Here is a 12,395-nt window from a genome sequence, read left to right as displayed (position 1 = left end):
TTTGGCAGAGGCAGCCGATCCGCCGCGCCAGGAGGTGTTGCGCCGCATGAACATGGCGCCGGGCGGCACCGCGGCACTGGTCGCGATGCGAAGCGAGATCGGCCGGCGGCTCGTCCCAGAGCCCGAATTGAAGCTGCTCGATGCCGATCTGAAGCATCTGTTCGCGTCGTGGTTCAATCGCGGCTTTCTCACGCTCCAGCGGATCGACTGGCAATCGCCGGCCGCGGTGCTGGAGAAGCTGATCGCCTATGAGGCGGTGCACGAGATCCACGGCTGGGACGATCTGCGGCGGCGGCTCGCGCCCGACCGGCGCTGCTTTGCCTTCTTCCACCCAGCGCTTCCGGGCGAGCCGCTGATCTTCGTCGAGGTCGCGCTGGTGGAAGGGCTCGCCGCCGCCGTGCCGCCTTTGCTGGTGCAGGATGTCGACACCGATGCGGCCCGCGCGCGCGCCGCACGCGCCGACACCGCGATCTTCTACTCCATCTCCAACTGCCAGGACGGGCTGCGCGGCGTCTCGTTCGGCAACTTCCTGATCAAGCAGGTGGTCGAGGAGCTCCGCAGCGAATTTCCGCGGCTCGATCGTTTCTCCACCCTGTCACCGGTGCCCGGCTTCCGGCGCTGGCTCAGCCGCCACGCGGCCGAGGACGGGCCCCTCCCGGCGCTGTTGCGGGAGAGCGACGGGCAGGCGTGGTGGCAGGATCCGGCACTGAGCGAACGGCTGCGCCCCGTCTTGCTGCGTTCATGCGCGCTGTATCTGACGCAACCGGCGGCGGCCGGGCACCGGATCGATCCGGTGGCGCGATTTCACCTCGGCAACGGCGCCAGGCTGGAACGCATCAACTGGCTCGGCAACACAGCCCCGCGCGCGATCGAGGAATCCTTCGGGATCATGGTCAACTACCTCTACGACCACGACAGCATCGAGGACAACCACGAGGCCTTCGCCCGGGACGGCCAGATCGTGCGGTCCTCGGCGGTCGAGGCGCTGCTGGGAGGCGATCCGTTCACGGTCTCTTAGCGAGAAGTTGATAGTCGTTCTTAACCAACGGTGAAAGAACGAGCAGGACATGCGGGCGACCCTCGGCCTCAGGATGCGGATCACGGTTGCGCTGGCGGTGACGGCGGCGGCGACCGCGCTGTTTGCGGTGCTGGGGGCGATGTGGATCATCGCAGGCATCATCGACCGCGCCGACCAGCGCGAGCTGCGCAGCCATTACGATGCGCTTCAGTCCCGCCTCACCGAGGAATCCCGGCGCGCCGCGGCGATGAGCGCGGTCGTGGCCGCGATGCCGGCAACGCAGGAGGCGATGGCGAAGCAGGACCGCGAGGCGCTGGTTCGCCTGTTCGGGCCGGTGTTCGCCGCCATCAAATCCGATTACGGCGTCGATCAGTTCCAATTCCACATGCCGCCGGCGACCTCGTTCCTGCGCGTGCACCAGCCGGCCAAGTTCGGTGACGATCTCTCCGGTTTCCGCAAGACCGTCGTCGTCGCCAACCAGGATCGCAAGGTCGTGGTCGGCCTCGAAGGCGGCGTCGCCGGGCTCGGCATCCGCGGCGTGGTGCCGATCGCGCAAAGCGGAAAGCATCTCGGATCGGTGGAGTTCGGCCTGACCTTCGGCCAGCCCTTCCTCGACGACTTCAAGACGAACCGCCATGTCGATATCGCTTTCCATCTCGCCGACGGCTCCGGTTTCAAGCTGTTCGGCGGCACGCTGAAGGGCAAGAGCTTCTTCGATGCGGCCGATTACGGCCGTGCCGCCGGCGGCGACTTCACGGTGCGGCGGGCCACGCTCGACAACACGCCGGTCGCCGCGCTGCTCGGCCCGGTCAGGGATTTCTCCGGCAAGCCGCTCGGCGCGGTCGAGCTGGTGATGGACAATGCCGATTACGAGGCGTCCGCCGATCGCGCCTGGATGCTGGCGATCGCGATCGCCGCGCTCGGGCTCGTGCTGGCGGGGATCGTCGGCTACCTCATCGCCCGCAGCATCTCGCGGCCGATCATCTCGATCACCAGCGTGATGCGTGAGCTCGCGGACGGCCGGCTCGATGTGGCCGTTCCCGTCAGCAAGGCGAATGACGAGGTCGGCGCGATGGTGAAGGCGGTCGCGGTGTTCCGCGACAATGCGGTGAATTTCAGCAAGCTTCAGGCCGATCAGCTCGAAGCCAAGGCGCAGTCCGAGGCGGAGAAGCGGCGCGCCTTTGCGGCGCTCGCCGACAATTTCGAGGCATCCATCCGCGACGTCGTCACAACGGTGTCCTCGGCCGCGGTCGAGATGGAGCACACCGCGCGCTCGATGTCGGCCATCGTCGAGCAGTCGCGGCAGCAGACCCGCACGGTATCGTCGGCCTCGGCGCTGGCCTCGGAGAACGTGCAGACGGTCGCGGCCGCCGCGGAGGAATTGTCCTCGTCGATGACCGAGATCAGCCGCCGCCTGGCGCATGCGACCGAGGTGGTCGGCAAGGCCGCAAGCGATGGACGCGCGTCGAATGCGCGGGTGCAGAGCCTTGCGGATGCCGCGCAAAAGATCGGCGACGTCGTCTCCTTCATCAACGGCATCGCCGGGCAGACCAACCTTCTCGCGCTCAACGCGACGATCGAGGCGGCACGCGCGGGCGAGGCCGGTCGCGGCTTCGCCGTGGTCGCCTCCGAGGTGAAGGCGCTGGCGACCCAGACGGCGAAGGCAACGGAAGAAATCGGCGCACAGGTGACAGCCGTGCAGGGCGAAACCACCGGCGCAGTTGAGGGCATCCAGTCGATCTGCGCGACGATCCAGCAGGTCGACGAAATCTCCGCCGCGATCGCCGCCGCCGTCGGCCAGCAGGGCACGGCGACGCAGGAGATCGCGCAGAACGTCCAGCAGGCCGCGGCCCGCACCGGCGAGGTCTCGCAGAACATCGCCGGCGTCACCGACGGCATCGCCGCGACGGGTACGGCGGCCGAGGAGGTGCTGGGCTCGGCGGTCGAGCTGTCGAAGCAGTCACAGCGACTGCGGGACGAGGTGGATCGCTTCCTCGCGCATATCCGCGCGGCGTAGTTGGGCGAAGACCGGCGCTGCAAACTCAGTGTCGTCCCCGCGAAGGCGGGCACCCATATCCCCAGGGAGCAGTTGCGGCGCGCGACTGACAACTCCGGGTCTTCGCCAAACGCTTCCCTGGGGTTATGGGTCCCGGGCTCGCGCTACGCGCGCCCCGGGACGACGGCCTAACTTTTGGCCCCCACCATCACGTCAATCGCCCCCTTCACGATCGCCTCCAGCTCCTTGCGCGGCACGCGGGCGCGGGAGCGGATGGCGATGGAGTGCACGGTCGCGGATGCAAGTTGCGCCAGCACGGCGGGATCGGCGCTCTCCGGCAACTCGCCCTTCTCCCTGGCGCGGCGGAAGCAATTGGTAAAAGCCTTGTCGAGCTCGGTGAGGCCATCGATCACCATGGCGCGGATATCGGGATCGCCGACGGCTTCGGACGCCGCGGTCACCACCGTGAAGCAGCCGCGCGGGCCGGTTTCACCGGACAGATAGATGTTGAGCGCGCAGGCGTAGATGCGCTCCAGCCGCTGGCGCACCGGCATCTCCTGGCGGAAGATCTCCACCATCGATGCGCGCGCTTCCTCGCGATAACGCTGGTAGCTCTTGATGTAGAGCTCGCGCTTGTCGCCGAAGGCGCCGTAGAGGCTCGGCCGGTTCATGCCGGTGGCTTCGCTGAGATCGTCCAGCGAGGTCGCGGCAAAGCCCTGCCTGCGGAACAGGTCAAGCGCCTTGCCGAGCGCGACCTCGGGCTCATAGGCGCGCGGACGGCCGCGGCGCTTGGGTTCGCTGCGGTGCTCGGGTTCGCCACGACGCTCGGGCCCATTGGCAGCGGCTGGCGGCTTCGATTTTTGTACCATTTCGCAATTTAATCCTTGACCAACCCCATATTATGCAAGATGGTACAAAAATCAATCTGGCCAGGTTGAGCGACACCCCAAGAGTCACTTCAAGAGGAATTGCCCAAGGAGGCCCAGGATGGATCTTTATTTCTCACCGCTCGCCTGTTCGATGGCGACGCGCGTTGCGCTCTATGAAGCCGGCGCCAAGGCGAACTATTTCGAAGTCGATTCCCCGACCAAGACGGTGCTGAACGACGGCACCGACTTCCGCACCGTGAACCCGATCGGTCTCGTGCCGACGCTGCGCACCGACGAGGGCGTGGTGCTGACCGAGAACGCGGCGATCCTGCAATATGTCGCCGATCGCTTCCCGCAATCGGGGCTTGGCGCGGCCGCCGGCATCGATCGCACGCGGCTGCATCAATGGCTGTGCTTCATCGGCACCGAGCTGCACAAGGGCCTGTTCATCCCCGTGCTCGACCGCAAGGCGCCGCAGGAGATGAAGGCCTACGCGCTGGAGAAGAACCTGTCGCGGCTCGACTATCTCGACAATTATCTTGAGGGACGCGACTTCCTGCTCGAGCATTTCAGCGTGGCCGACGCCTATCTCGTCACGGTCATCAACTGGACCATGGCGACGCCACCGATCGAGCTTGCGAAATGGCCGAATGTGAAGGCCTATTACGAGCGCCTGCGCCAGCGGCCTGCGGTTGCGAAGGCGATCGCCGAGGAGTTCGAGCTCTACAAGGCCGAACAGGCGCGGCGGAAGGCGGCGGCGTAAGCGATTTGATCAAGACATCGCCCCGGTCTCAAGGCCGGGGCGATGCGATTCTACCCGTACAGCAGCCGCGGCAGGATCGTCACGATCCCTGGCCACGCCGTCAGCAGCAGCACGAAGCCGGTCATGATGATCAGATACGGCATCGTGACGCGCGCGATGTAGCCGAGGCCGTCGTCGGTCAGGCCCTGGATCACGAACAGGTTGAAGCCGACCGGCGGGGTGATCTGCGCCATCTCGACGGCGAGCACGAGGAAGATGCCGAACCAGATCTCGTCGAAGCCGGCACCCTTCACGATCGGCAGCACGATCGGCAGCGTCATCACGATCATCGAGAAGCCGTCGAGGAAGCAGCCGAGGATCAGGTAGAAGATGATCAGCACCACGATCAGCATGAACGGCGAGAGGCCGAGCCCCTTGACGAAGGCGGCCACGGCCTGAGGGATGCCAAGGAACGCCGCGGCATTGCCGAGAATCGAGGCGCCGAGCACGATCAGCGCGATCATCGAGCAGGTCACGACCGAACCGATCAGCACGTCGCGCATCACCTGCTGCGACATCGAGCCTTGCGCCCAGGCCACCAGCCCGGCGCCGAGCACGCCGACGGCCGCAGCTTCGGACGGTGTCGCGAGTCCGCCATACATCGAGCCAAGCACGCAGGCGATCAGGAATAGCGCCGGCGCGAGGTCCTTCAGCGCGGCGAAGCGTTCCCCCCACGGCACCTGCGAGAGCTTTGCTTCCGCCTCCGGCACCATCGCGGGCCTGAGCGTCGTATGCAGCATCACCCAGCCCATGAAGGTCGCCGCCAGCAGCAGGCCGGGGAGCACGCCGGCGGTAAAGAGCTTGAGAATGGAGACGTCGCCGAGCACGCCGTAGATGATCATGATGTTCGACGGCGGAATCAGGAAGCCGAGCGTGCCGGCACCCGCAAGCGAGCCGATCGCGATGTCGCGCGAATAGCCGCGGCGCAAGAGCTCGTTGAGCGACATGCGGCCGATCACCTGCGTGGTCGCCGCCGACGAGCCTGAGATCGCGGCGAAGATGGTGCAGCCGATCACGTTCACATGCAGCAGGCGGCCCGGCAGCAGTCCGGCCCAGGGCGCGAGCCCCTGGAACAGCGAGCGCGACAGCCGGGTGCGGAACAGCAGCTCGCCCATCAGGATGAACAGCGGCAGCGCCAGCAGCTCCTGCGTGGTCAGAATGTTCCAGGCGTATTGCGGCAGCAGCTTGTCCAGCGGGATCGAGCGGAACATCGCCAGCAGTAGCGTGGCGGTGAGCGCGAGCGTGAGGCCGATCCAGACGCCGCCCGCCAGCAGCGCGAACAGAATCCCGAACAGGGCAACGACTTCGATGGTCATGAGAACTTGAATCCGGTGGCGGGCGAGGCGGTCATTCGACGGGCGAGGCCTTCATGCGGTGATCCTCCAGCGGAAGGCCGAGCACGGCCTGGATCGCGCGTGCAAGGAACTGGAGCGTCAGCAGCAGCATGCCGAAGGTGACCACCGCTTCCGGAAACCACAGCGGCGTGTCGCTCGATGTCGAGACCTGGCCGCGGACGTAGGCGCCGAAGGCGAACTTTGCCATGGACGAGGTCAGGAACGCCATGAAGGCGAAACCGGCGGCGGCCGAGAGGATCTCGATCGCACGCTGAAACGGCGCAGGGACGTTCTTCAGAAGCAGCACGACCCGGATGTGGCCACCGACGCGCAGGGTCATGGCGGCGCCGAAGGTGAAGGACGCCGCCATCAGATAGGAGGAATATTCCCAGGCGATCGAGATCGTCGGCGGGAAGAACGGCAGGAAATTCGAGAGGAAGCGTGTTGCGACCTCGCACAGCATCAGCAGCGTCAGCATCAACAGACAGCCGCCGCCGATCCAGCCGTCGAGCCGGCCGAGACGGTCGATGCCGTCCAGCAGGATGCGCAGCGGCGCCGGCGCCGCTGCGTTGAGACTTTGCGGAACCGCTGGCGAAACGCTGACCATGGCCTGTTCTCAGCGCTTCATTTCGGCGAGATAGGCTCGCACCGGCTTGTCCGCTGCCGGCACCCGCTTGAGGAAGGCGTCGAGCTGCGGCGCGGTCTTGGCCCGGATGTCCGTGATCATGGCCTCGGAGACCGGCACCACCTCCATGCCGCCTTCCTTGAGGCGGTTGAGACTGTCGACGTCGGCCTTGAGCGAGTTCGCCCAGAAGCCCGGCTCCATCTTAGCGGCAATATCCGCGACGAGCTTCTGCTGATCGGCGGAGAGCGCCTTCCAGGAGTCGAGATTGACGGTCAGCATTTGCGACGACCAGACGTGGTTGGTCGGATAGATGTATTTCAGGAACTCCCAGAACTTGCCGTCGACGCCCGACACCGCCGAGGTGGAGACGCCCGAGACCGCGCCGGAGGCCAGCGCCGGGATCGTCTCGCCCCAGGGGATCATCACCGGCGCCATGCCGACCACCGCCAGCATGTCGACGGCGTTCTTGTCGGGCACGCGTATCTTGATGTTCTTCAGGCCCTCGACGTCGGCGACCTTCACCTTGAGGTGCAGATACTGCGTCGGCCACGGCACGATATAGAGGATCTTCTGGTTGTTGCGCGCGGCGACCTTCTCGTATTCGGGCCGCACATATTTGTGCAGCACCTTGAGCTCGTCCATCGAGCCACACAGGAAAGGAATGCTCTCGACGCCCATGAAGGGCTCGTCGCCGACCTGCTGGATGTTGAGGACGTCGGCGAGCGGCACGAGGCCGTCGCGCACGGCGCGCAGATGCTCGGGGCCCTTGAAGCCGAGCTGGCCGCCCGCCTTCACGGTGATCGCGACCGAGCCGGCGCTCTGCTTCTTGACCTCGTCGGCGAAGGCCATCGCGTTCTGGGTGTGGAAATTGCCGTCGGGCCAGACCGTCGACATGTCCCAGCTTACGGTCGCGGCCCGCGCGTGGGTCGAGATATGGCCGGCGGCGAGCAGCGTCGCTGCGCCCGCAGTGAAGTTACGTCGCGTGATCATCGAAGCCCCTCCGTTTGTTACCAGGCGCGCTGACGTATCAGCGCGCATACCCGTAAACTGCGACCGCATTGTCTGAAGACACGAGACCGCTGTCGATGTCGTCCTTGATCGCTGCGCGATCACGCTCGGTGGGCGCACCGATGCCGGCGCCACCGGGCGTCAGCACGACGAGGCGATCATCCGGCGGCACCTGCTGAAAACCCTTGCCGCGCAACTTCTTGCCGGATTTCAGGCCGACATAGCCGGCCTCGCCGTTCTTGCCGCCATCGCGGCCGCGCGGCGGATGATCGATGCGGTCGAACGCGGCCAGGATGTCGAACGGCGCATCGACGCCGCTGCCGACCTCGATGATCTGGCCGAGGCCGCCGCGGGTGCGCCCTGCCCCGCCGGAGTCCGGACGCAGCTCCTTGCGCCAGAAGATCAAGGGCGTCTGCGTCTCTGCGATCTCGACCGGCGTGCCGCGCACGCCGCTGGGATAGGCGGTGGCCGACAGCCCGTCCTTCGCAAAGCGCGCGCCGGTGCCGCCATTACTGGTGACCGCCATCGAGAATCCGTAATTGCCGCCGGCACCGGAGCGGGTCTGTCCGCGCACGTTGAGATTCCACAGGCACGACGTGCCTTCGGCCGGAACGCGCTCGGGAATGATCTGGCGCAGGCAGCCGAACACCACGTCCGGCAGCATCTGGCCGATGATGTGGCGCGAGGCGACGGGCGCCGGCTTCGGCGCATTGAGGATCGCGCCAGGGGGCGCCGACACCGTCAGCGGCGAGAGCGAGCCGGCATTGTTCGGGATCTGCGAGGCGACGACGCAGCCGAGGCCGAACACGGTGTAGGCCGTGGTGTAGGACAAGGGCACGTTGATGCCGAACTTCGAGGCGGGCGAGGTGCCGTCGAAATCGACGTGAATGCCCGTATCCGAGATCGTCAGCGTCGCCGCCAGCGTCACCGGCGCGTCATAGCCGTCGACCACCATGCTGTTGCGCCACATCCCCTTCGGCAGTTTTGCAATCTCGGCCAGCACGGCTTCGCGCGAGCGGTCGCAGATGTAGTCGCCGAGTTCGTCGAGCGTATCGATGCCGAACTCGGTCATCATCTCGACCAGGCGCTCGCAGCCGACGTCGTTGCAGCCGGCGAGCGAATAGGTGTCGCCCTCGGTGTCGATCGGCAGCCGCGTGTTGGTGCGGATCATCGCCATCAGCGTCTCGTTGACGACACCCTGGTCGATCAGCTTCAGCATGGGGATGTAGAGCCCCTCCATGAACACGTCGGTGGCATCAGGGCCGAAGCCGATGCCGCCGATGTCCATGAGATGGCTGGTGCAGGAGAACAGCGCGACGACCTTGCCGTCCTTGAAACAGGGCGTGGTGACGACGAAATCGTTGAGATGGCCGGTGCCCATCCACGGATCGTTGGTGATGTAGGCATCGCCCTGCTTCATCGTCTCGAGTGGAAAGTGATTGATGAAGTGCTTGACCGATTCCGCCATCGAGTTGACGTGGCCGGGCGTGCCGGTCACCGCCTGCGCCAGCATCCGGCCCTTGAGGTCGAACACGCCGGCCGAGAGATCGCCGCATTCGCGCACGATCGGGCTGAACGCGGTGCGGAGCAGCACCTGCGCCTGCTCCTCGACCACGGCGATCAGCCGGTGCCACATGATCTGAAGGTCGATCAGGCTCGCGCCATTTGCCTTGCTCATGATCAGGCCGCCTTCCGTTCCATGACGATGCTGCCGGCACCGTCGATATGGGCGTCAAAACTGTTGGAGACGAAGGTCGAGGTTTCGTCCTCCGCGATCACGGCGGGGCCGGCAATGGTGGCGCCCGGCGTCATGTCCTCGCGGCGATAGAGCGGAATCTCGATCACCTCTCCGGCGCGGCCGTCGAAGAACTTGCGGCTGCCTGACGCCTTGCCTGCGGGCTTGCGCGTGACGGACGCGACGACGGAAGGATTGCGCGCATCCGTGGTCGCGAGAACCGACCAGCTCAACACCTCGATCGCAGCCCCCGGAATCGACCGCTCGAACATCGCGGAATAATCCGCCTCGAACTTCTGGCGCAGGCCGGCGAGATCGGCCGAGGTCAGCGGCCGGTTCGGCAGCTCGACGGTGATCTCGTGACCCTGGCCGACATAGCGCATGAAGGCCGCGCGGCGTTCGCGCACGGGCTCACCGGCAGCACCAGGCTCGACCAGCGCGCGCGCTTCGGTCACCATCTCCTGCAGGAGATCGGAAACCGCCTTGGTATCGAAATCGTCGAGCCGGACGTGACGGCTGCGCACCAGCTCATAGGCGATGGGGGCGGCCAGGAATCCGACCGCCGAGCCGACGCCGGCATTCGACGGCACGATCACGCGGGAAACGCCGATCTTCTCGGCGACGCGCGCCGCATGCAGCGGCGCGGCACCGCCGAACGCGATCAGCGTGTGCTGGCCGACGATCTCGCCGCGCTCGACCGCGTGCACGCGCGCCGCGCTCGCCATGTTCTCGCAGACGACCTCGTGCACCGCATAGGCCGCGGTCTCCGCCGACAGGCCCAGAGGCTCGCCGACGCTGCGCAGCAGCGCCTGCTTCGACAGTTCCGGATCAAGCTTGATCGTGCCGCCCGCAAAGGCGTCGGGATCGATCATGCCGAGCGCAACGTCCGCATCCGTCACCGCGGGACGCAGGCCGCCGCGGCCGTAGCAGGCGGGACCCGGCTCCGACGAGGCGCTCTCGGGGCCGACGGTGACGCGCTTCATCGCGTCGACATGGGCGATCGAGCCGCCGCCGGCGCCGATCTCGACCATCTCGATCACGGGGATGCGCACCGGCAGTCCGGAGCCCTTGAGGAAGCGCGCCGCGCGATCGACCTCGAACACGCGCGAGGTCTCGGGCTGGAATTTTTCGATCAGGCAGATTTTTGCAGTGGTGCCGCCCATGTCGAACGAGAGCACCTTGCTTTCGCCAAGACGCGCGGCGATCTGCGCCGCGAAGATCGCGCCGCCGGCAGGGCCGGATTCGACGAGACGCACCGGAAAACGCCGCGCAGTCTCGATCGAGGTGACGCCGCCGCCTGACGTGACGAGATAGATCGCGCCGCGGAACTGCTCGACCTGCAAGGCATCGGCCATGCGGGCGAGATAACCGTCGATCAGGGGTTGCACATAGGCGTTGGCGACCGCTGTGGAGGTGCGCTCATATTCTCGGATCTCCGGACACACCGCCGAGGACACCGTCACGGAAATGCCGGGCATCTCCTCGCTGAGGATCGCGGCCGCGCGCCGCTCATGCTCGGGATTGGCATAGGAGTGCAGAAAGGCGATCGCGACGCTCTCGACCTTCAACTCGCGCAATTTCGGCGCGAGTGCGCGCACTGAGGCTTCGTCGAGCGGGAGGCGGATGGCGCCATGCGCGTCGATGCGCTCGGGCACGGTGAAGCGCAGGCTGCGCGGCGCCAGCGGCTTTGGCTTGTCGATGCCGAGATCGTACTGGTCGTAGCGGCTCTCGGTGCCGATATCGAGCACGTCGCGAAAGCCCTCGGTCGCGATCAGCGCGGTCCTGGCGCCGCGGCGCTCGATGATCGCGTTGGTCGCCAGCGTCGTGCCGTGAATGAAGACGTCGATGTCGCTGATATGGGCACGCGCATCGGCGAGAATGAGGCGCATTCCGTCCAGCACGGCCTCTTCGGGGCGCTGCGGCGTCGTCAACACCTTGCGCGTCTTGCGCTCCAAACCCATGTCCAGCACGATATCCGTGAACGTGCCACCGATATCGACGGCAAGCCGTACCTCGGCTCCCTCAAGCATTCCAAAATTCTCCGGCTGATCGTCAGGATTGGAGTTAAAAACGCAGCAATTTCCATGCCATGAGGCGTGCCAACAATGCTGCGCCCCGCCATTCTGCTTGGCACCCATGCAATAGGCAAGGCGTGTTCGCCGTCCGTGTGATCAGAGCAGGAATGCAAGCGCCGCTTCGCAGCGCTCCTCGACCTTGAGCGTCAGCAGATCGTCGGCGCGGGTGCGCCCAAGATTGACCGCAGCGATCGGAATCTGCCGCTGCGCGGCGGCCTGCACGAAGCGGAATCCGGAATAGACCATCAGCGAAGAGCCGACGACCAGCATCGCGTCGGCCTGCGACAGATGGTCCTGCGCGGTGGCGACGACATCGCGCGGCACGTTCTCGCCGAAGAACACGACGTCGGGCTTGAGGATGCCGCCGCAGGCGTCGCAGGCGGGCACCTTGAACGACGAAAAATCCGCGTGCTCCAGATCGGCATCGCCATCAGGCGCATCCGCGGCATCGAGCGCGAGCCATTCCGCATTGGCGCGGCCGAGCGTATCCTGGAATTCGTTGCGCGGAATCTTCGCCCCGCAGCCCATGCAGCGGACCAGATCGAGCCGGCCATGCAGGTCGATCACCTGCCGGTGGCCGGCGGACTGATGCAGCCGGTCGACATTCTGGGTCAGCAGCATCTCGCAGCGCCCGCTCGCCTCGAGACGGGCGAGCGCATGATGCGCATCGTTCGGCCTCGCCTGGCCGAACCGCCGCCAGCCGATCAGGCTGCGCGCCCAATAGCGCTGGCGCGTGTGCTCTTCCGACATGAAGGCCTGGAAATTGACCGGCTGGGTCCGCTTCCAGTTGCCGTGGCTGTCGCGGTAATCGGGAATGCCCGAATTGGTGCTGCAGCCGGCGCCGGTCAGCACGAACAGGCGTTCGTGCCGGCCGACGAAATCTTCGAGCGGAGAATTTGCCAGCGGAGCATTTGTCATGGCGCAAATGTAGTT

At 66.1% G+C, this 12,395-nt stretch carries 10 protein-coding genes; 3 read left to right on the top strand and 7 right to left on the bottom strand.

Going from position 1 to position 12,395, the window contains the following annotated elements; all coding sequences use genetic code 11:
* Both PMI42_RS07575 and PMI42_RS07570 read left to right on the top strand, forming a co-directional pair.
* Positions 1-1,018: malonyl-CoA decarboxylase (locus PMI42_RS07575; RefSeq protein WP_035964805.1), on the top strand; the 1,018-nt coding region annotated here is incomplete at its 5' end.
* Positions 1,019-1,067: 49 nt separating this feature from the next.
* Complete coding sequence (locus PMI42_RS07570; protein WP_008132227.1) at positions 1,068-3,035, top strand: methyl-accepting chemotaxis protein; 1,968 nt, start codon at positions 1,068-1,070, stop codon at positions 3,033-3,035.
* A gap of 167 nt (positions 3,036-3,202) precedes the next feature.
* Here the strand turns inward: PMI42_RS07570 and PMI42_RS07565 are convergent, their stop codons facing one another.
* Complete coding sequence (locus tag PMI42_RS07565; RefSeq protein WP_008132225.1) at positions 3,203-3,883, bottom strand: TetR/AcrR family transcriptional regulator; 681 nt, start codon at positions 3,881-3,883, stop codon at positions 3,203-3,205.
* A 118-nt stretch (positions 3,884-4,001) separates the two neighbouring features.
* Here PMI42_RS07565 and PMI42_RS07560 point away from each other — a divergent pair, with 118 nt between their 5' ends.
* Positions 4,002-4,646: a glutathione binding-like protein gene (locus tag PMI42_RS07560; protein ID WP_008132223.1), complete on the top strand. Its 645-nt coding sequence runs from the start codon at positions 4,002-4,004 to the stop codon at positions 4,644-4,646.
* A gap of 50 nt (positions 4,647-4,696) precedes the next feature.
* Here the strand turns inward: PMI42_RS07560 and PMI42_RS07555 are convergent, their stop codons facing one another.
* The 6 genes from PMI42_RS07555 to PMI42_RS07530 all read right to left on the bottom strand — a co-directional run bounded on the left by PMI42_RS07555 (position 4,697) and on the right by PMI42_RS07530 (position 12,380).
* Positions 4,697-6,001: a TRAP transporter large permease gene (locus tag PMI42_RS07555; protein ID WP_008132221.1), complete on the bottom strand. Its 1,305-nt coding sequence runs from the start codon at positions 5,999-6,001 to the stop codon at positions 4,697-4,699.
* A 31-nt stretch (positions 6,002-6,032) separates the two neighbouring features.
* The gene (locus PMI42_RS07550; protein WP_008132219.1) at positions 6,033-6,626 is read right to left on the bottom strand and encodes a TRAP transporter small permease subunit; all 594 of its coding nucleotides are present in this window, start codon (positions 6,624-6,626) and stop codon (positions 6,033-6,035) included.
* 9 nt (positions 6,627-6,635) lie between these two features.
* The gene (locus tag PMI42_RS07545) at positions 6,636-7,634 is read right to left on the bottom strand and encodes a TRAP transporter substrate-binding protein (protein WP_008132218.1); all 999 of its coding nucleotides are present in this window, start codon (positions 7,632-7,634) and stop codon (positions 6,636-6,638) included.
* 37 nt (positions 7,635-7,671) lie between these two features.
* Entirely contained in the window at positions 7,672-9,330 is a 1,659-nt protein-coding gene (locus PMI42_RS07540; RefSeq protein WP_008132216.1) for a hydantoinase B/oxoprolinase family protein, read from the bottom strand.
* Between the two features lie 2 nt (positions 9,331-9,332).
* A complete protein-coding gene (locus PMI42_RS07535) occupies positions 9,333-11,417 on the bottom strand; it encodes a hydantoinase/oxoprolinase family protein (protein WP_008132215.1) in 2,085 nt (694 codons plus the stop codon).
* A 141-nt stretch (positions 11,418-11,558) separates the two neighbouring features.
* Positions 11,559-12,380, bottom strand: coding sequence for an NAD-dependent protein deacetylase (locus PMI42_RS07530; protein WP_008132213.1), 822 nt, complete (start codon positions 12,378-12,380; stop codon positions 11,559-11,561).
* Between the last annotated feature and the right edge of the window lie 15 nt (positions 12,381-12,395).

The sequence above is a fragment of the Bradyrhizobium sp. YR681 genome (assembly GCF_000282615.1).
GTDB lineage: Bacteria > Pseudomonadota > Alphaproteobacteria > Rhizobiales > Xanthobacteraceae > Bradyrhizobium.
This window is presented reverse-complemented; position numbering and strand designations above follow the sequence as displayed.